Annotated in this window: 13 protein-coding genes, 18 tRNA genes and 2 rRNA genes; 29 read left to right on the top strand and 4 right to left on the bottom strand. The window is 49.3% G+C overall.

From position 1 onward, the window contains the following. The 20 genes from BLW49_RS17885 to BLW49_RS17790 form a co-directional block, all read left to right on the top strand. Positions 1 to 97, top strand: a 23S ribosomal RNA gene (locus tag BLW49_RS17885); the annotation flags it as partial. A gap of 171 nt (positions 98 to 268) precedes the next feature. After that, a 5S ribosomal RNA gene (gene rrf / locus BLW49_RS17880) occupies positions 269 to 385 on the top strand. A 48-nt stretch (positions 386 to 433) separates the two neighbouring features. Then, positions 434 to 510 (top strand) — tRNA-Ile (locus BLW49_RS17875). A 24-nt stretch (positions 511 to 534) separates the two neighbouring features. After that, positions 535 to 610 (top strand) — tRNA-Ala (locus BLW49_RS17870). A gap of 4 nt (positions 611 to 614) precedes the next feature. Continuing rightward, positions 615 to 687 (top strand) — tRNA-Asn (locus BLW49_RS17865). Between the two features lie 48 nt (positions 688 to 735). Next, a tRNA-Ser gene (locus BLW49_RS17860) sits at positions 736 to 827 on the top strand. A 32-nt stretch (positions 828 to 859) separates the two neighbouring features. Beyond that, positions 860 to 931: transfer RNA gene (locus tag BLW49_RS17855), tRNA-Glu, on the top strand. A gap of 8 nt (positions 932 to 939) precedes the next feature. Next, positions 940 to 1,012, top strand: a tRNA-Val gene (locus tag BLW49_RS17850). A 10-nt stretch (positions 1,013 to 1,022) separates the two neighbouring features. After that, positions 1,023 to 1,096 (top strand) — tRNA-Met (locus BLW49_RS17845). Positions 1,097 to 1,107: 11 nt separating this feature from the next. Beyond that, positions 1,108 to 1,184 (top strand) — tRNA-Asp (locus BLW49_RS17840). Positions 1,185 to 1,231: 47 nt separating this feature from the next. Further along, a tRNA-Thr gene (locus BLW49_RS17835) sits at positions 1,232 to 1,307 on the top strand. A gap of 11 nt (positions 1,308 to 1,318) precedes the next feature. Continuing rightward, a tRNA-Tyr gene (locus BLW49_RS17830) sits at positions 1,319 to 1,404 on the top strand. Positions 1,405 to 1,421: 17 nt separating this feature from the next. Further along, positions 1,422 to 1,497, top strand: a tRNA-His gene (locus BLW49_RS17825). A 21-nt stretch (positions 1,498 to 1,518) separates the two neighbouring features. Next, positions 1,519 to 1,593 (top strand) — tRNA-Gln (locus BLW49_RS17820). Positions 1,594 to 1,602: 9 nt separating this feature from the next. Then, positions 1,603 to 1,675 (top strand) — tRNA-Lys (locus BLW49_RS17815). 18 nt (positions 1,676 to 1,693) lie between these two features. Further along, positions 1,694 to 1,780 (top strand) — tRNA-Leu (locus tag BLW49_RS17810). Between the two features lie 8 nt (positions 1,781 to 1,788). Next, positions 1,789 to 1,863: transfer RNA gene (locus tag BLW49_RS17805), tRNA-Gly, on the top strand. Positions 1,864 to 1,869: 6 nt separating this feature from the next. After that, positions 1,870 to 1,946, top strand: a tRNA-Arg gene (locus BLW49_RS17800). Positions 1,947 to 1,992: 46 nt separating this feature from the next. Then, positions 1,993 to 2,066, top strand: a tRNA-Pro gene (locus tag BLW49_RS17795). 13 nt (positions 2,067 to 2,079) lie between these two features. Then, a tRNA-Gly gene (locus tag BLW49_RS17790) sits at positions 2,080 to 2,150 on the top strand. 145 nt (positions 2,151 to 2,295) lie between these two features. On the opposite strand, the gene BLW49_RS17785 is transcribed toward BLW49_RS17790, so the two are convergent. Further along, on the bottom strand, positions 2,296 to 3,189 hold the full coding sequence (locus BLW49_RS17785; RefSeq protein ID WP_076314931.1) for a LysR family transcriptional regulator: 894 nt from the start codon (positions 3,187 to 3,189) through the stop codon (positions 2,296 to 2,298). 119 nt (positions 3,190 to 3,308) lie between these two features. Between BLW49_RS17785 and BLW49_RS17780 the strand changes: the two genes are divergently transcribed. Next, positions 3,309 to 4,139 carry an ankyrin repeat domain-containing protein gene (locus tag BLW49_RS17780; RefSeq protein ID WP_371264576.1) on the top strand — a complete coding sequence of 277 codons (831 nt, stop codon included), beginning with the start codon at positions 3,309 to 3,311 and terminating at the stop codon, positions 4,137 to 4,139. Between the two features lie 82 nt (positions 4,140 to 4,221). Then, entirely contained in the window at positions 4,222 to 5,757 is a 1,536-nt protein-coding gene (locus BLW49_RS17775) for a uracil/xanthine transporter (RefSeq protein ID WP_256209811.1), read from the top strand. A 192-nt stretch (positions 5,758 to 5,949) separates the two neighbouring features. Here the strand turns inward: BLW49_RS17775 and BLW49_RS17770 are convergent, their stop codons facing one another. The 3 genes from BLW49_RS17770 to BLW49_RS17760 all read right to left on the bottom strand — a co-directional run bounded on the left by BLW49_RS17770 (position 5,950) and on the right by BLW49_RS17760 (position 10,409). Further along, the gene (locus BLW49_RS17770; protein WP_256209810.1) at positions 5,950 to 7,125 is read right to left on the bottom strand and encodes an acyl-CoA dehydrogenase family protein; all 1,176 of its coding nucleotides are present in this window, start codon (positions 7,123 to 7,125) and stop codon (positions 5,950 to 5,952) included. 44 nt (positions 7,126 to 7,169) lie between these two features. Continuing rightward, complete coding sequence (locus tag BLW49_RS17765) at positions 7,170 to 8,615, bottom strand: serine hydrolase domain-containing protein (RefSeq protein WP_090725883.1); 1,446 nt, start codon at positions 8,613 to 8,615, stop codon at positions 7,170 to 7,172. Positions 8,616 to 8,723: 108 nt separating this feature from the next. Next, positions 8,724 to 10,409, bottom strand: a complete 1,686-nt coding sequence (locus tag BLW49_RS17760; RefSeq protein WP_090725881.1) for a PucR family transcriptional regulator — start codon at positions 10,407 to 10,409, stop codon at positions 8,724 to 8,726. A 308-nt stretch (positions 10,410 to 10,717) separates the two neighbouring features. Between BLW49_RS17760 and BLW49_RS17755 the strand changes: the two genes are divergently transcribed. The 7 genes from BLW49_RS17755 (at position 10,718) to BLW49_RS17725 (ending at position 19,145) form a co-directional block, all read left to right on the top strand. Beyond that, positions 10,718 to 12,112: an amidohydrolase family protein gene (locus BLW49_RS17755; RefSeq protein WP_256209809.1), complete on the top strand. Its 1,395-nt coding sequence runs from the start codon at positions 10,718 to 10,720 to the stop codon at positions 12,110 to 12,112. 29 nt (positions 12,113 to 12,141) lie between these two features. After that, positions 12,142 to 13,287: an ABC transporter permease gene (locus BLW49_RS17750; protein ID WP_090725879.1), complete on the top strand. Its 1,146-nt coding sequence runs from the start codon at positions 12,142 to 12,144 to the stop codon at positions 13,285 to 13,287. Further along, positions 13,280 to 14,218, top strand: a complete 939-nt coding sequence (locus BLW49_RS17745; protein ID WP_090725877.1) for an ABC transporter permease — start codon at positions 13,280 to 13,282, stop codon at positions 14,216 to 14,218. Before BLW49_RS17750 ends, BLW49_RS17745 begins: the two co-directional genes overlap by 8 nt. Positions 14,219 to 14,261: 43 nt before the next feature. After that, positions 14,262 to 15,836 (top strand): ABC transporter ATP-binding protein, encoded by a 1,575-nt coding sequence (locus tag BLW49_RS17740; RefSeq protein WP_083656130.1) that lies wholly within the window; start codon positions 14,262 to 14,264, stop codon positions 15,834 to 15,836. A gap of 25 nt (positions 15,837 to 15,861) precedes the next feature. Next, positions 15,862 to 16,896 carry a BMP family protein gene (locus BLW49_RS17735; protein ID WP_090725875.1) on the top strand — a complete coding sequence of 345 codons (1,035 nt, stop codon included), beginning with the start codon at positions 15,862 to 15,864 and terminating at the stop codon, positions 16,894 to 16,896. A gap of 49 nt (positions 16,897 to 16,945) precedes the next feature. Next, positions 16,946 to 17,971: an aromatic ring-hydroxylating dioxygenase subunit alpha gene (locus tag BLW49_RS17730; protein WP_090725873.1), complete on the top strand. Its 1,026-nt coding sequence runs from the start codon at positions 16,946 to 16,948 to the stop codon at positions 17,969 to 17,971. A 331-nt stretch (positions 17,972 to 18,302) separates the two neighbouring features. Beyond that, the gene (locus tag BLW49_RS17725; RefSeq protein WP_076314923.1) at positions 18,303 to 19,145 is read left to right on the top strand and encodes a basic amino acid ABC transporter substrate-binding protein; all 843 of its coding nucleotides are present in this window, start codon (positions 18,303 to 18,305) and stop codon (positions 19,143 to 19,145) included. Positions 19,146 to 19,178 lie beyond the last annotated feature (33 nt).

Below are 19,178 nucleotides of genomic sequence, written 5' to 3'. Positions count from 1 at the left end.
GTAAGACCCCTTGAAGACGACGAGGTAGATAGGCTGGGGGTGGAAGTGCAGCAATGCATGGAGCTGACCAGTACTAATCGGTCGAGGGCTTATCCTAAGAGTTTTCGAAGAAAACTTGCTTCGAAAGCATAAGCATAAATCGTGAATTGTTTCGTGTCTAGTTTTCAGGGAGTAAATCCTTGTAAAGATTTGAAGCTGCATGTCCTTTTTAAGGATTGATATTTTGCTGGTGATGATTCGCCGAAGATATCACAGCGCAAAAATCATGTTTGGTGGCGATAGCGGAGGGGTTCCACACGTACCCATCCCGAACACGACCGTTAAGCCCTCCAGCGCCGATGGTACTTGGACCGCAGGGTCCTGGGAGAGTAGGACGCCGCCAAGCAAACCCTAAGGGTTATTTTTTTGCCCTGTACAGTATTTTTAAATATTAGGGCCCTTAGCTCAGCTGGTTAGAGCGCACCCCTGATAAGGGTGAGGTCGGTGGTTCGAGTCCACTAGGGCCCACCATTTAACTTAACATTCCTTTATTTTGGGGCCATAGCTCAGCTGGGAGAGCGCCTGCCTTGCAAGCAGGAGGTCAGCGGTTCGATCCCGCTTGGCTCCACCATTGATCCCTGATAGCTCAGTTGGTAGAGCACTCGACTGTTAATCGAGTTGTCACAGGTTCGAGTCCTGTTCGGGGAGTCCAATATCCTGAGAGCATTCATTTGCTCTCAGGGACTTAGCTCTCACGGAGAAGTGTCCGAGCTGGCCGAAGGAGCACGATTGGAAATCGTGTAGGCGTCACAAGCGTCTCGAGGGTTCGAATCCCTCTTTCTCCGCCACTAACTTATTGGACAAGTAATACTTTTAGTAAGGCCCGTTGGTCAAGGGGTTAAGACACCTCCCTTTCACGGAGGTAACAGGGGTTCGAATCCCCTACGGGTCACTTTATATGGAGACTTAGCTCAGCTGGGAGAGCATCTGCCTTACAAGCAGAGGGTCGGGGGTTCGATCCCCTCAGTCTCCATTCTTAATATCGCGGGGTGGAGCAGCTCGGTAGCTCGTCGGGCTCATAACCCGAAGGTCGCAGGTTCAAATCCTGCCCCCGCAATTAAATTACATGGAACTGTGGTGTAGAGGCCTAACATGCCTGCCTGTCACGCAGGAGATCGCGGGTTCGAATCCCGTCAGTTCCGCCATTTCATTGTTTACTTCTGATTTGGAATACAGTTTTGGTAATCAATTCGCCGGTGTAGCTCAACTGGTAGAGCAACTGACTTGTAATCAGTAGGTTGGGGGTTCAAGTCCTCTCGCCGGCACCATAGTTTCATATGGAGGATTAGCGAAGTGGCCAAACGCATCAGACTGTAAATCTGCTCCCGTAAGGGTTCGGTGGTTCGAATCCATCATCCTCCACCAGTTTTTTTAAAAATATGGCGGTCGTGGCGAAGGGGTTAACGCACCGGATTGTGGCTCCGGCACTCGTGGGTTCAAGTCCCATCGATCGCCCCATTATTTACTCCTTATCACTGTTGGGGATTAGCCAAGCGGTAAGGCAACGGACTTTGACTCCGTCATGCATAGGTTCGAATCCTATATCCCCAGCCATTTTAATGAGAGCCATTAGCTCAGTTGGTAGAGCACCTGACTTTTAATCAGGGTGTCGAAGGTTCGAGTCCTTCATGGCTCACTTTTTTAAATAACATATGCGGTCGTGGCGGAATTGGCAGACGCGCTAGATTCAGGTTCTAGTGGTGTAACAGCCGTGGAGGTTCGAGTCCTCTCGACCGCACCATATGTTTTGCGGAAGTGGCTCAGCGGTAGAGCATCGCCTTGCCAAGGCGAGGGTCGCGGGTTCGATTCCCGTCTTCCGCTCCATAATACGCGCCCTTAGCTCAGCTGGATAGAGCGTTTGACTACGAATCAAAAGGTCGGGAGTTCGAATCTCTCAGGGCGCGCCACTTTTATGAAATGATAACAGGCCATTATCATTCTTAATCTGTGTAACGGGATGTAGCTCAGCTTGGTAGAGCACCTGGTTTGGGACCAGGGGGTCGCATGTTCAAATCGTGTCATCCCGATTTTATATATTTTGCGGGTGTAGTTCAATGGTAGAACTCCAGCCTTCCAAGCTGGTAGCGTGGGTTCGATTCCCATCACCCGCTTACTTAAGAAAAGCCTTTCGCTTTATGCGGAAGGCTTTTTTTGTGCACAGCATTAGAATATATTACAAATTAACTTAACTATGTCTGTTTCGTCACTATAATACTGCGATGGTTTACTACGCATAATTGTTATTCCACAAGCGAATCACAAAGTCTTGTACAGATCAATGAGCTTCTGAGCGGCTTTGCTAAGGTAATGCTGCTTGAGCCAAATGACGGCTGAACTAGATGTTTCCTGAGGCCCCGCAATTTGATAAGTGAGGATTCGTTCACCTTTATATCGATGCAAGGAGCTTCTAGGCAGAATCGAAGAGCCGAATCCTGAGGCGACGAGTTCAACGAGCATTCCAATATCAGAGCATTCTCCTATGATTACAGGCGACAGGCCTCGACTGTGAAACTGATCCAGGATCAAGTGATATAAGCCCAGTCCTTCTGTACTTGGCAGGATTAAAGGATACTCCGACACCCTCTCATAAGGAATGGAATCTACGGATTCATGGTCTAACTGATCTGTGCTTGCTTGATGGGCTCCAGTTACAAAATATAGAGGCTCCGTGCCAAGCACTTCATAGTCAAACTCCTCTAGTGCTATGGGGAGGCGTATTATGGCTAAATCCAGTGTTCTTTCTTTGATTAGTTTGGCAAGTGTGTTGGTTTCGTTCTGTTGAATTTTAAAAGTAACTTTCGGATAGAGGGTGCGAAAAGTACTCAGTACCTTTGGCAGCTTCTCATCTGACAGTGTGTTGATGCCAATGGACAATTTTCCTCTGACTCCAAGACCCGATTCCTGCACCTCTGCAGTAGCTTCTTCCATCAAGCGGGTGATGGTTAACGCATGCTCATATAACGTCTTTCCCGAGGAAGTAAGCTCTAACTGTCTCCCGTTCCGATAGAACAAAGGGACACCGAGTTCTGTTTCCATCAGCTTCAGCTGCTGGCTCAGAGGAGGCTGTGACATATGAAGTCTATGCGCTGCTGAGGTAACCTGCAATTCTTCTGCCAAAGCAATAAAATAACGTAGCTGCTTAATATCCATCCGTTAAATCCTCATCCTTATCTATATGATAATCCTATACTTTAGCAAGGTTTTAAATATTTTTAATATAGTATTCCCCATGATACCATAAAAACATAGCACAGTGGTGGAGGGATGATGTGAGGTTATTACAGACTTCCTTATCAATATTAGTTATGATGACGTTGATCGCAGGCTGTGCAATGGATGGAGATTCAGAAAAATCCCGGCATGATGCACAAACGGCTTCTGATACAGAAGCAGATCAATCTATGAATTCGGGCACAGCTGATCGCGCCATCGAATCTGAGGATTCTCCCAACGCAGGAGCACAGCAAAATAACAATAAGAATCATAGTCAGGAGGATGATCAAGTGAACTCTACGGATTTTATAAATGCAGCAGAGCTTGGAGATACGGACAAGGTTCTTACCATGCTGGAGCAAGGTATTGATATTAATGTTACGGATGAACGAGGAAGAACGGCGATCCTTGCAGCGACTTATGGTAATAAGCCTGATACGGTAGAGGCTCTTATCCAGAAAGGGGCAGATTTGAACCTGAGAGATCAGCGCAGCGATAACCCGCTTCTCTATGCTGGAGCTGAAGGCAGACCGGAGATTGTGAAGCTGATGGTTGAAGCAGGTGCAGATACAACACTTACGAATCGGTTCGGAGGCACTGCATTAATACCGGCAGCTGATCGAGGCCATGTTCAGATTGTCGAATATCTGCTTGAGCATTCGGATGTAGATATTGATCATATCAACAATCTCGGATGGACTGCGCTGTTAGAGGCGGTTATTCTAGGAGATGGCGGAGAACGGCATACTCAAATTGTGAAGCTGCTCGTTGAACATGGTGCAGATGTGAACCTGGCTGATGGAGAAGGTGTATCGCCCCTGGCGCATGCGAAGAGCCGAAATTACACGGATATAATTGCAATCCTGGAGAATGCTGGTGCTAAATAGAAGGACTAACGATTACAACATAAATATGAGTGAGATTCAACAAGGATATTAGATATATTGAAATTTGAAAGCTGGTTTAATAATGAGTACAGAGAAGACACCCACATCGAGATGGGAAATGAAAGATAAAGAGAATCATCTAAACAAGGCATCGAATACAATGCTCGATAAGATCGGAGAAAAAAACGAATTCGACCATGACAAGAATCAGACAACGCGTGCTGAGTTAAGATCAAAGACTACAATTTCTGACCTGCGATCGAAAGTATCTCGCGTTGAGCTCAGATCGAGGTTTTCATGGAATGTGCTGCTTGCCGGTGTGCAGTGGCTCTTCTTTTTGTTTACGAATACCGTGATGGTGCCGCTATCGATTGGTCATGCGTTAGGGCTACCGCCTGAAGAAATAGCTGCTTCGATGCAGCGTTCTTTTATTTTGACGGGGCTGCTATGTATCGTCCAGGTTATATGGGGGCACCGATATGCACTCATGGATGGACCTGCCGGCGTGTGGTGGGGTGTGGTGCTTAGTATTTGTGCGTCTGCTCCCGCAATGGGAATGGATCTCGCAACAGTAGCGTCGAGTTTGATGAGCGGGTTTATCTTGTCGAGTGTGATGGTCATTATTTTGGCGATGTGCGGATTTATTCGCATATTGCAGCGTGTGTTTACCCCGATCGTAATGGGCGTGTATCTGTTGCTGCTTACATTTCAGTTGGCTAATACATTCTTCAAAGGTATGATCGGCTATGATCAGAACGGTACATGGAATCTGCCTCTTGCAGGTCTATCCCTAGTGATTATCCTGGTAGTCGCTGTTATTCATCTCAAAGGTAAAGGGAAATGGGGACAATTCTCGCTTCTTGGGGGAATTGTGTTTGGCTGGATAGCCTATACATTGTTGTTTGGTCAGAATTCGGGATCGGCCGCATCTGCTGCTTCTACAGGGGGCTCGGCAGGCAGTGATGCATTATGGCAGTGGATGCCCTGGGGTAATTTTGGATTAGAGCCGGGGATTATAATGGTTGGGCTGCTTGCCGGACTTGTGAACATGACGAATACGTTAACGAGCCTAACCGCTGCAGGGAAATTATTCAATCGAACAGCAACTTCGGGGCAGTACAAAAGGGCATTTATATTCACCAATCTATTCTCGGTGCTCGGAGGATGCCTGGGATTGATTCCCTTTGGCACATTTGCGTCCTCGATCGGATTTCTAGAGAATACAAAGGTTCTCCGGCGTGCGGCTCTACTAGCTGGATCTCTGATGTTCATTATTGTCGGGGTGTTCCCTTCGTTAAGCGGATGGCTGGCCCAGCTGCCTCTAACGGTCGGAAATGCGGTACTGTTTGCCGCGTATCTTCAAATGTTCGGTACGGCCATTCGCACGTTCCAAGGTGCGGTATTTAATCCGAAGACCATCTATCGGGTGGCACTGCCTGTGCTTGTTGGAATAAGCATCATGAACATACCGATCTCTGCTTTTAGAGACTTTCCTCCGCTGCTTACGCCCCTGTTGTCCAATGGACTTGTGATAGGAGTAGTGCTAGTCATTATTTTAGAGAATATGGTGGGCTGGGATAAATACGAAACGGCCAAATTAAATAAAAATATGGGATGAGTAGAAGGTTCAGGTTAGGTTGGTAGTGAAAACTAGTAATATGAGCAAAAATCAGGATAAGCTTACGGTGTTGCTGCCAGCTATATCTAATAGAAAATAATATCAGGTGAGAAGAATGATAGGAAGCTACGAATCACATGCCAGCTTTAGGCGGAAGGCAGTGTTTCGTAGCTTCTTTTTTCATTTAAAAATTTAGCTTAAGGGAACTTCACTGATGGCGCGATTGGCCAGCATCTGATAAACAGCGTCGTCCATCGGCGGATTATGGAGTCCGAATCTTACATCACGATACATGCGTGAGAGCGGGTGGGAGCTGGCCAGACTGTGAACTCCGACGATTCGCATGGCTGTATCCACAATAGAGAGTGCGTTCTGAACGGCAAAGGTCTTGGCTGCGCCAAGATCGGGAGCGATTCGGGCCAAGTCGCTGTCTGTCAAAGGCCGCTCCAGCTGCTCCCATCTAGCCGCTACACTGTACAAAAAATGCCGGGCTATCGTCAGCTCCATCTCGAGCTGCCCGATCTTGTGCTGAATGTGAGGCAGCTCGATAATGGGATGGGTCAGGCTATTCGGCTGATATGCCGCAGCGAAACGAAGTGCTTCTCTCCTTGCTCCTTGGGCGATCCCAAGATATACGGCTGGAATGTTAAGCAAGTAGGCGTTGGGACGAATGGATTTCTTCCCTGCAGGGCGTCTTCGAACCAGCGCATTTTCAGGCAGCTGCACTTGGTTCAGCACAAGATCATGGCTGGCCGTCCCGCGCATGCCTGTCATGTTCCAGGTGGGCTCAATACTTACACCTGGATTATCTTTATGAACCAGATACTCACCTACTTCACCAGTCACCGTATCTGTGGCGGATACGACATAATAATGCAGCGCCGTCGATAGCGACGTAAATGTCTTCCGCCCTGTCAGCACATAGCCATTGCCATCCGAAGTCTTCTCTGCAGAGGTCTGCGGCTTCCCGCCACGTGAAGGGCTTCCCGTCGCTTTTTCCGAATCTGCTGCATTAACCAAGGCACCTTCCGATACAACGGCTCTGCATAAAGCATGAAAGGCTGCTTCATCCCATAGCTGATTCTGACCTACGTTGAATACCGTAATATGATGCCATCCAATGGCGAGAGCTGTTGCAGCATCCACCATGGCGATACGCTCCTGACACTGTAAGAAATCAGAGAGAGATACGCCGAGTCCTCCATACTCCTTGGGAACAGAATAGGTGTGGTAGCCTGCTGACAGCAGATCTTCTATTAGTGCGTAGTTCAGCTCATTCTGCTCATCTGCTCTTGCTGCACTATCCATATGCTGATCGGCTATGCTTCCGATGATCTCAATATGATCCTTCTGTGGTTTATGAAACACGAGTGACACCTCTCTTCGTTGGTCTGACCTGAAATTAACGTCTATTACTTGAGAGCCATCTCCTGAATATGGTTGAGCATGCCTGTCATATCCATTCCAGCATGGTTGCCGAGCAGGATGACCGTTATGCCGTTATCCAGATTGCGTGAAATACCTGTGGAGTAGCCTGTACCGCTGCCGTTATGGAATACGACCGTACCCTCTTCTGTTTCACTGACCATCCAGCCGTATCCATAGTTTCGATCAGAATATGGCGTGTACATGGTCTCTTGAATTTCCTCCGACAGCACCTTATTTCCTCGCAGAGCCTGATCCCATTTCAGCAGATCATCGACTGTAGAATACAGCGTACCGGTTCCGGATTGGGAAACATAATAGCTGGCCTCAGCCCATGTACCCTTCTGATCCGTATAGCCTTTGATCGTTTTGGTAGAAGGGGTTGCCGTACCTGTATCCTTCATGCCAATCGGCTTGAAGAACTGCTCATGGAGATATACGCCGTACTCTTTGCCCGACACACGCTCCAGAATAGCAGCCAGCAAAATGTATCCGTTATTGCTGTACCGGTATTCAGCACCTGGCTCTGCCATCAGCTTCTTCGTACGAATCTCCGCCAGTGTATCCTCCATAGTAATTCCTTCCGCGCGCGTAAAATTGGAAGGAAGCCCGGAAGTATGTGAGAGCAGCATATGAATGGTAATCTCATTACCGCGGTCAATTCCGGATACGTATTTGGAAACAGGGTCTTCAAGCGAAATATTTCCCTGCTGAACCTGCTGCATGATCGCTGCGGCTGTAAAGCCTTTGGTGATGGAGGCAATGCGCGATTTTTGATCCGGGCGAACAAGGGAATTGTGGTCGGATAACCCGTAACCTTTTCTCAACTGAATGTCTCCGTTGCTTGCAATGAGTGCAATGCCTGAATACCCTGCTTCCTTAAGATACTGGTCAATCGCTGCCGATTCACTACTCATGATCGTCGACGAATCTGATTTCAGGGTGATGATCATCTGGGAAGAGGTATTCGTTAACTGCAGCCCTGCTTTCATCGCATCCGAGAGAGAACGAAGCGGAATCATAAGTGTGCCGCTCATGTTCTTGGATGGGGCAGGGAGCATGAGCCGAACTTCATTGATTTGAATAACGTTGGTTCCTGCACGATGTGTAATGGTATCGCCATGATCATAAATTTCCACCGTTTGTTTGGCTTGGTTCCATTTCACTTGCCCGCCGAGAGCAGCGGCCGCCTGTCTAAGGGGGGCGTAGGTCGTTCCCTTCTCAACAAAAGGGGCGTATTCCCACGTGACGGACTGGCTGTCGACTGTAATGGAAGCTGGCTTGGTCACGGCGGAAGCAACAGAAGCTGCGGAAGCAGCCTGAACCGGCGAAATGCCTACTGACTGTGATAGTAATGCAGAGGTGACAAGTATAGCTGATAATGTTCGGTTAAACATCGATATTTTATGAACAGACGTGCTGAATCTAATCATGTTGTAAGTAAGCCTCCAATTCTGATTATGACCTTATGTAATGGATCTAACCACACTGGTTTCATTTTATAGGATTGAAAGTTGGTAAACAACCCATATAATGGTGCATTAATTTAATAACTCCTCCATCAAAAACGCTGCTCTAAAGCGCAGGCTGTTGGCAGGCAGGCGCAGAGAGCGGCCTGTCAGCTGCTCACATTTGTCCAGCCGATAAATCACCGTATTTCGGTGAAGGTACAATTGCTTGGCCGTATCGGCAATATGGCAGTGATTATCCAAAAAACTCCGCAGCGTCTTCAAGAGCTCTCCGCGTTCCTTGTCCTCCAGAAAGAGCAAGTGTGCGAACGTTTCTTTGATAAACTCCTGCAGGTCCTCCTGCGGAAGCATCCGCAACAGGTCAGATAACTCCTTGACATGATAGAACTGCACGTAGCGCTGCTGCTGGCTGTGCAGACCCGTCTGCAATGCATCGAGTGCTTCTTGGTAAGCTCGCGGCAGCTGAGACAGCTCATCTGCAGTATTGCTGACCCCGACGGACAGCGATACTTCATGCTGAGACCAGAGCGAATGAATCATCTGCTTCAAGCGTGAGGCGAGAAGACGTTCAGGCAGCTGGTGCTCGTCTGGGGCCGCTTCCTCGAGGGTATTCACTGGAAGCAGCATGACGACGGCATCATTTTTGGAAAAAAGAATGAATGAGAAATCGCTCGCCTTAGCTTCCCCCTTCACGAGCTCATACAGATCTTCCTTCATTGAAGCTGTGCGCCCTCTGATGGAGTCACTCGGCAGCAATGGTGAATAGGAGCTGAAGCTATTGTGGCTGCGGAGAGGGGCATCCTTCTTCAGCACAACACAGTAATACGAGCGCTGTTCACTGAGTCCATATCGGCGCCCGCGATGAATCAGGTCCTGCTTGTCTGAGATCAGTCCATCCACAAGGTCGCCGAAGAAGTCGTTCTTGTAGCGGCGGGAGCGTTCCTTGACAGCCTGGCGCTTCAGCAGATCAAAGCTGATTACGTTCGCTGCCTGCTCGAGTGTGAGCAAGGAGAGCGTGCTGACCGGATTCTGATTCGTAAAGGACAGCAGGTACCCTTGGGACTGATCAGTCTGGATCGGATACTGAAGCAAATAGGAAAAAGGAACAGCACTGCCGGGTGGCAGCGGGATGCTGGGAGAGCGGGCCCCATGCAGCATAGATGGCAGCCAGTTCGAGATATCTTGCAGGAACGAGGAGTAGGCAGTTCCAAATCCGGATGATGTAGCAAAAGGCTCCAAGCTGCGGTTCACAAGAAGTACGGGATAGGAGAGGAGCCTTGCGAGCTCCTCCAGAATCGTTTGAAGGCTTTTGCCTTCCAGAAGAATGTCGGAGAAGTATCGGTGGCTCTCAAGTGCATATCTCATCTCCTCTGTTCGGGATTCCATAATACGGGCCAGCAGCTGATGCAGCGCTTCGGAGAGCGCGCAGTCGAGCGACAGCTCCAGTAGTGGAAACTGAAGACGGTCCGCGGCCTCTTTGGCCTCTTCAGGAATGTGATCAAGATACCGCTTTGTCTTAATGCCAAGTCCGGCACAGCCCAGCTCAGCCATCCTTGTGACCAGCTGTGTTAATATCTCGGGCTTGTCTTTGATGGCATATCCGGTGGTAAGGAGGAGCTCATTAGGCTTGAGGTATTCGAAGATGTCGGGCGAGTCCATCATATTGACTGAGTACACATCACGATAAAGTCCCTCGCGTCCGGCGGTTACCCGGGAGCTGGCGAGCATGGGAATGTCGAGCAAATCGGATATTTTCATAGATTACCTCCGAAGGTTTCGATTCATGAGGAGTACTTCTGTATCAGAATTTTATCAGAATGCTATCCTGTTGAAGGATTGAGTCATGCGTGAAGATTCTTAATAGCTAGAAATAGTGAGGAAGCGAAAACGCTCATTTTTTCAAACATAATATGTTAGATATACGTTAGGTTACTACAATTAAATGGTTAACTTAACCAACAAATTAAAATGTTTTAGTCTACTATAGCCAATGACAATGAAATATTCAATCCTTTATGATGAGATCAATTCACAGAAATGTAACAAATACTAACATTAGGCAGGAAGTGATCATCATTAGTACAACGCTTATATATAATGGCACGATTCTGACGATGAATGCGGACAATGAAGTGTATTCTCCAGGCTATGTATACATCCAGCATGACCAAATTGTAGAGACAGGAGCATGGCCTCTGGAGGAAGGGAGTATCCGCCATCTGCTGGAGGCAGATCGCAAAATAGACGCTGGCGGCAAAGCGGTCATCCCCGGTCTCATTAACGGCCACACGCATCTATTTCAGACCTTTCTTCGCGGCGTGTCAGATGATCATCCCTTATCCGAGTGGCTGCGGCAGGTGATTTGGCCGGGATCGCTTGCTATGGAGGCAGAGGATTTTTATTTGGCAGCACTGATTGGATGTATCGAAAATTTAAAGTCAGGCGCTACATACATCATGGATCACCATTATATTCATACCTACGAGGAGAATACGGAGAATGTACTCCGGGCCATGGTGGAGTCAGGGATCCGCGGACATCTGGCTCGCGGGGGAGTGGACCTAAGCTACGAGCCGAGGCTGAGAGAAGAGGAGGACGTCATCTTCGAGCGTACAGCAGCGCTGCTAGACCGCTGGCAGGGGGAAGGAACAGGACGGATCGAGATTGCTATGGGTCCATTAAATTTGTACGGCTGCTCCAGACCGTTCCTTGAACGGGCGGCCAAATTCAGCCGGGACCGGAACTTGATCACGCATATTCATGTCGCCGAAACGAGTGATCAGATTGACAATACGCTGTCCCGGTTTGGACTTCGGAATCTGGAGCTGGTCGAAGCAGTCGGCATGCTTGGTCCAAGGACTCAGGTGGTGCACGGAATATGGCTCGATGACGGCGAGCTTGAACTCCTTGCTAAGCACCAGGCATCCGTTATTCATTGTCCGGTATCTAATATGTATCTTGCCTCCGGCGTTGCAAGGGTGCCTGAAATGCGAAAGGCAGGCATCAATGTTGCGCTAGGTACAGATGGACCGGGCAGTAACAACTGTCAGGATAATCTTGAAGTGCTGAAGTTCACGGCATGTCTGCATAAAGTGCATCATTTGGATTCCACGATGCTCCCTCCCATGGAGGTACTCGAAATGGGTACCCGCGGCGGAGCCAAGGCGATGGGCAGAGAGAAGGATTTGGGCTCGCTTGAGCCCGGGAAGAAGGCAGATATCGTCATTATTGATATGCAAAAAGCCCATATTGCCCCAATTCATCGTTATTCCTCTGCACTCGTCTATAACGCCAATGGGAACGATGTTCATACGGTGCTTGTAAATGGACAGATAGTTGTGGAAGCTGGACGCTGCACGCTCGTTGATGAGGAGGAGATCATCAGGCGGGCACAGGCAAGGGTGGATCGGTTAAGGGAGAAGCTGATGAACCGTTATCCTGTTTACAGTGTCCGCAGCTAACTACGTCTTCTATAGAAGGAGGGGATGGAATGTCACATCGAAGGTGGGTGACCAGAAGCGTAGAGTGGGGGATGGAGCTTATCTTCTATGCGTTTGCCATTCTGCTGGCCCTGGTTGCAGGAGGGCTTGTGATGGCTGCGGCGGGTGTATCACCGCTCGAAGCATACGGGCTGATCTGGCAGGGGGCAGCAGGCAGTGTGAACAGTATCAAAGAGACTCTGGTAAAAGCAACTCCGCTCTTGTTTGCGGGCCTGAGCTACAGCTTTGCTTATCGAAGCGGGCTGTTCAATATTGGAGCGGAGGGTCAGATCTACATTGGAGCCCTTACAGGGGCGATGGCTGCCCTGCTTATGCCGGCAGATACTCCGTTTCTCTTGCATTTACCGCTCTCTCTCTTGTGCGGCTGTCTTGGCGGAGCAATCTGGGGCAGCATCGCCGGACTGCTTAAGGTAGGGCGGGGAGCAAGCGAGATCATTAACACCATTATGCTGAATTATATCGCAATTTATTTGATCAGCTATATGGTCACAGGCCCTCTGAAGGATCCGAATGGGAGTATGCCTCAATCGGCCCCCCTTCCGGATAGCTCGGTTCTGCCGACACTGCTCGGGTCCAGGCTGCACTATGGTTTTATCATCGCCATTGTCGTTGCGGTTCTTATGTATTTCCTGCTCCACAGGACGACCTGGGGCTATGAGATACGCTCCACAGGACTTAACGGACAGGCGGCCAAAGTCATGGGGATGCCGGTGAGAAGGAACATGGTCATGGTGATGCTCGTCAGCGGTGGGCTGGCCGGGCTCGGCGGATACATCGAAATTGCCGGCGTTCAGCACAGGCTATTGCAAAATTTCTCACCAGGCTATGGCTATGAGGGAATTGCGGTCGCACTGCTCGGAAATACGCATCCGCTCGGCAATATGGTATCGGCACTATTATTCGGAGGGATGAAGAGCGGAGCGAATGCAATGCAGCGAGTGACCGGTGCTTCAACCTCGCTCGTGCTCGTCATTCAGGCGCTGATGATTATCATCGTAGTATGCAACAGATATTGGTTTGGCAAATACAAACGTCAAATTACAAATTGGATGCTGCACAAACTCGAAGGAGCGCAGGCTGGTGCTCATCCGGGCAAGGTGTCTCTGTCCAAGGCAGGAGGCGGAAAAAATGGGTGAAGAGCTATGGATTAGTTATGTGGCTGCTGCAATCCGGCTCTCCATACCCCTGCTACTGGCCGCAATTGGTGTGCTGTTCATGTCCAAAAGTGGGATTCTGAACATCGGCATGGAGGGCATGGTGCTGATCGGGGCACTGGCTGGAGTCGTGGGTGCGTACTATGGCGGTAATGTATGGGCCGGGCTGGCTGCTGGAGTTCTGGTCTGCGGATTGGTTGGCATCATCTTTGCATTCTTGACTGTAACGACCGGAGCGGACCAGGTCATCATCGGCACAGCGCTGAATCTTCTCGGTCTTGGTCTGACGACAGTCTTTGGCAGGAGTCTTCTAGGTATGGGTACAGAAACGATTCAAGTGGATGCGGTTCCCGTACCTCATATCCCTTTTCTTCAAAATATACCCTGGATCGGCCCCGCTGTATTTGAACAAAACCTGCTGGCTTACCTCGCATTTTTACTGGTTCCGATCACAAGTGTTGTCTTATACCGAACCCGGTGGGGACTGACAGTCCGCGCTGTAGGCGAGAACCCGCTTGCGACAGATACGCTCGGGGTAAGGGTGCATCGGGTTCGATACACCTGCTGTCTCATTGGCGGTATGCTCGCAGGTCTGGCAGGCTGTGCACTGTCACTCGGCATTCTGAATCAATTCACGGAGAATATGGTAGCGGGCAGAGGCTTTATCGCACTATCGGCTGTAATCTTTGGCCGCTGGACACCCGCGGGGACGATGGGAGCTTCCTTATTATTCGGAGGAGCTGATGCGCTTCAGCTTCGTATCCAGTCCTTCGGCATCGAGATTCCTTACCAGTTCATGCTGATGTTTCCTTATCTTCTGACCATGCTTGCGCTGGCCTGGTTCTCAGGTAAGGCAAGACAGCCGGCTGCGACAGGCAAACCTTATAAAAGTGCAGCCAATCGTCATGCATGAGCAGTGCCTGGATGATTGATACACGGAAGGAGGAGATGAACTAATGCAGTCACACACTTCTGAGCCTATAGAACAGCCTTCGGTTGGACAGAGATACTCGTCCCCCGAGCATGATGATTATATTTTGGAAACCAGAGGACTCACCAAGCGGTTTGGATCGTTCACAGCCAATGATCGTCTTGATCTCCGCATCAAGTATGGCGAAATCCATGCCATCCTGGGCGAGAACGGTGCAGGGAAGAGCACGCTGATGAATATGCTGTCAGGCCTTCTTCATCCTGATGAGGGAGAGCTTCTGTTTAAAGGTAAGCAAGTCAATTTTGATTCACCCAGACAGGCGATGGAGATCGGAATCGGTATGGTCCATCAGCATTTTATGCTGATACCGGCATTGACCGTGGCAGAGAATGTGGTGCTTGGGCTGAAGGAGGGCCGAAGTCCTTGGTTTCATTTTCGCAGAGCTTGTGCAGAGATTAAGAAGATCTCAGATGCCTACGGTCTTGATGTAGATCCCGCAAAGCGGGTCAGTGAATTATCTGTCGGTCAGCAGCAGCGTGTTGAAATTGTGAAGACGTTATACCGCGGCGCAGAGTTCATCATTATGGACGAACCAACCGCCGTGCTTACTCCACCGGAGGTTAAGGATTTGTTCGTTGTTCTGCGGTCGCTGAAGGAGCAAGGGAAAACGATCGTCTTTATAAGCCATAAGCTGCAGGAGGTGGAGGCGGTCTGTGATCAGGTGACTGTGCTGCGTGCCGGACAATGGGAAGGCTCTATGGCCATGAAGGAAACAACTCCTGCGGAGCTGGCAAGGCTCATGGTTGGAAGGGAGGTCACAGCACTGAAGCATAGTCCTTATACCAATAGTCAGCGCTGCTTGCTCGAGGTGCAGGATCTATCGGTGGTGCGGAGCCAGGTACCCGTGTTATCTGATATCAAACTCACGGTTCAGGAAGGGGAGATTGTCGGCATTGCTGGTGTAGACGGCAACGGCCAGCGTGAGCTGAGTGAGGCACTCATGGGTCTAGCGGAGCTGTCGAGTGGAGAGGTCAAGCTTGACGGCAGGCCTGTACAGCGTCTGCATCCCCGATACATGACCGAGCAAGGTGTAGGTTACATTCCCGAGGATCGGCACAAGGAAGGGCTCATGCTGCCCATGAGCATTGGCGAGAATTTAATTGCTAAGCAGTACAAGTCACCCATCTTCAGCAAATTCGGCATGCTGCGAAAAGGAGCGATTAGGAAGACTGCTGAACAAGCTGTGCAGGAGTTTGATATCAGAACACCCTCGAGCGAGCATGCGGCCGGTCAGCTGTCAGGAGGCAATCAGCAAAAAGTCATTCTTGCCAGAGAGCTGATGCTGAATCCAAAGCTCCTCATCGCGATGCAGCCAACCCGCGGAATGGATGTAGGAGCTGCGGAGTATGTACATAAGCGGCTCCTGGCCGAGAGAGATCGGGGAGTTGGCATTCTGCTCATCTCTACGGAGCTTGAAGAGGTGATGTCACTCTCAGACCGAATCGCTGTTCTATTCAAAGGCCGAATTGTGGACATGGTGAGCAGGGAAGAGGCAACGCGAGAACGAATCGGCCGCAGCATGGCCGGGATGATAGATTAAATCAATCAAAGGGGGATTCACCAAAATGTTGAATAGACGATTCCACTTGTTGTGTACGTTGATTCTTGCTGTTGTTCTGCTCGCAGGGTGCGGTGGTGCTGCAGAAAGCGGGCAGAGCGAGGAGGCAGCGGCAGGCTCCAGTACGGCTGCTACAGAAATAAATCAGCCGCTTAAGGTCGCTCTGCTTACGCCGGGCCCGGTAAATGATAACGGATGGAACGCCACAGCGTATAAGGGGCTTAAGCAGATTGAGAGTGAGCTTGGTGCGGAAGTGCAGTATTCCGAGAAGGTTGCCCAGTCCGATATGGCGGAGTTTATTCGTGGGTATGGGACAGATGGATATGATGTCGTTATCGGTCATGGATTTGAATTCGCAGAACCTATGATGTCTGTCGCCGGGGAGTATCCAGACACTTGGTTTCTGGTCACCAGTGCCACGGTGAGTCAAAGTCCAAATGTCGCTTCCATCAGTATCAATAATCGGGAGCAGGGATATCTGATGGGAACGGTAGCGGCTTTGATGTCTGAATCGGGGACAGTAGCGGCGATCGGCGGGCAGGAGATTCCGCCAATTACGAATTCTGTCAAAGGGTTCGAAGAAGGTGCGAAGGCGGCTGTTCCTGGTATTAACGTCCTGACGACCATGACGGGTTCCAGTGAGGATGTCGCTAAGGCCAAGGAGACTGCGATCTCCCTCATCGAAAAGGGTGCAGATGTCGTTATGACCAATGCAAACCAAGCGGGAATGGGCGGTATTGATGCTGCTAAGCAGGAGGGTGTACTTGCCATCGGGTCCAATGAAGATTTAAACCCCGTTGCTCCGGACACCGTCATTACCAGTGTGATTCAAGATTATCCAACAGCGATGACCGCTACGATCAAATCCATCATGGAGGGAACGATGAAGGCAGAGCCGATGTCCCTAGGCGTAAAAGACGGTGCGGTATACATGAGTCCCTACCATGGGTTCGAGGAGAAAATGACTCAGGAAATTAAGGATCAGGTTCAGGCTACGATCGACGCCCTGAAGAGCGGAGAGATTTCAGTTCAAAATGAGTAGTGGTGATGGAATAGGCAGAAAGAATATGAAAATTTAGGAGGGGATTACAATGATTGATCAGAAACTGCTTAAACCGTTAGGTTCATCCGCCTTGTCAGATACCGTGCTAGAGAATGAATGGCATCCGGTATGTGGTTCACATGAGCTTGCTGACAAGCCAGTATCTGTCATCGTGCTGGAGGAGCGGGTCGCTGTTTACCGGTCAAGCAAAGGTGTGCATGCACTGCGTGATCTCTGTGTTCACCGCGGAGCCATGCTGTCCAAAGGCTGGGTAGACAAGAATGAAAATCTGGTCTGTCCTTATCATGGATGGCAGTACAATTCGGACGGCAAATGCGTATGTATCCCTGCTCAAGGAAAGGATGACCGTATTCCGCCAAGAGCGAAGGCAACCAAATATCATTGCCAGGAGAAATTCGGTATCGTGTGGGTGTGTATCGGTGAGCCAAGGGCGGATTTGCCCAGCTTCGAGGAATTTGAGAATCCGGAATATCGGCCGCTCGTATGTGGTCCTTATCATGTGAAGGCTGCAGGGACGAGAGTCATTGAGAATTTTACGGATTTTGCCCATCTGATGTATGTACATGGCGGTCTGCTTGGTCACCCGGATTATTCGGAGCTGCCGGACTTTGAGGTGTTCAAAGAACCGGATCGGGTGTATACCGGAGATGTGCCAATCTTCCAGCCGGTTGCCCATTCCGGGTCAGATCATCGTGAGGGGACCACTTATATCTATGTAAAGGAGGTGTTTAGACCGCTTGCGGCCCGTTTATCCAAGAGAGATCAGGCAACGGGGCAGACGCTCTGGATTATGCTGACTGTGCTGCCGGTGTCAGAGCAGGAGTGTATCGTGTATATGCCGGTATCTCGCAATTATGCGCATGAGGTGGATGATCAGCAGTTTATTGATTTTCAGGATACCGTATTCGAGCAGGACAAGTGGATTATTGAAACCCAGAAGCCCGAGTTATTGCCGCTGGATCTGCAGGCAGAGCTGAATCATAAAGCCGATCTGTTATCGGTCGCTTACCGCCGCTGGATTAATCAGATGGGTGTCCGAATTGGAACCACTTAAGTGATGAGAAAGGTTACGTACAGCAGTGAATCAATTTCATCTTCATTAAGAGGTATTTATGAAATTAATTCAGTAGAGTAGAAATGATACAAATACGAATGAATAAACAGACACACCATTCAGAATGATACAGGTTCACTATGCTAGCTTTAAATATAGAGAGAAGCAAAAGCCTCCTGACTCCTCAGCGAGGCTTTTTGTGAGCTTCATCATAATGGAACTTATATTGATATGTTATGTTTATTGACGCATGCAATAAAATGTATTGTTAATCTATGGAACTGTTGATAGAATCTGTTTATATTACTAGATTCCTATAGGGAGGGTTCATATGATTAAGAGATTCGGTGTTATGTTAATTGCTTTTCTAGTGATAGTTTTGTCGGCCTGTGGCAATGAAGAGACTGCTACGACAGGAGCGGGAGGAGCTGGAGAAGCAAAGGAATCACCCGAGACTGTCAAAATAGCGACGGATGCGGCATATGCTCCTATGGAATTTATGGATAAGGGTGAGATTACCGGCTTTGACATTGATTTTCTTAAAGAAGTGATGGCTGAAGCAGGCATTGAATATGAGCTCAGCAATACAGGCTGGGATGCGATGCTGACTAGTGTCCAGCAGGGGACAGAATTTGCTGCGGGCATATCTAGTGTATCCATCACCGAAGAGCGTAAAGCAACGTATGATTATTCCCTGCCCTATTTCGAATCGACGAACATGATTCTGTTTAAAGAAGGAGCCGGCATAACGAGTGCAATGGATCTGAAGGATATGAAGGTTGCGGTTCAGGGTGCTACAACGGCCGATACACTGATGACAGAGATCATGGGCCAGGGTAACAGCAGCCTTAAGAAATTTGAGAGCAATGTCCTTGCCTTCATGGAGCTTGAGAGCGGCGGTGTGGATGCTGCGGTGGCGGACGTAGCGATTGTGCAGGAGTACATGAAGAACAATCCGGATAAAGCATTCGAGAGCATCCTCGATCCGGAGAACTTTGATTCCGAATATTACGGGATTCTATATCCTAAGGGGTCGGAGCTGAAGGCAAAGCTTGATCCTGCAATCAAGGCAGTTATTGATAATGGGAAATATGCTGAGGTATACAAAAAGTGGTTTGGAAATGAGCCGGATTTGACCCGATTGAAGGAAGAATTGGATAAGGCAGCAGAGTAAGCGCACAGGCAGGAACCGGGAAGCATGGGTCGG

Origin of the sequence: Paenibacillus sp. PDC88 (genome assembly GCF_900106725.1) — a bacterium.
GTDB classification, from domain to species: Bacteria; Bacillota; Bacilli; order Paenibacillales; family Paenibacillaceae; genus Paenibacillus; species Paenibacillus shunpengii.
This window is presented reverse-complemented; position numbering and strand designations above follow the sequence as displayed.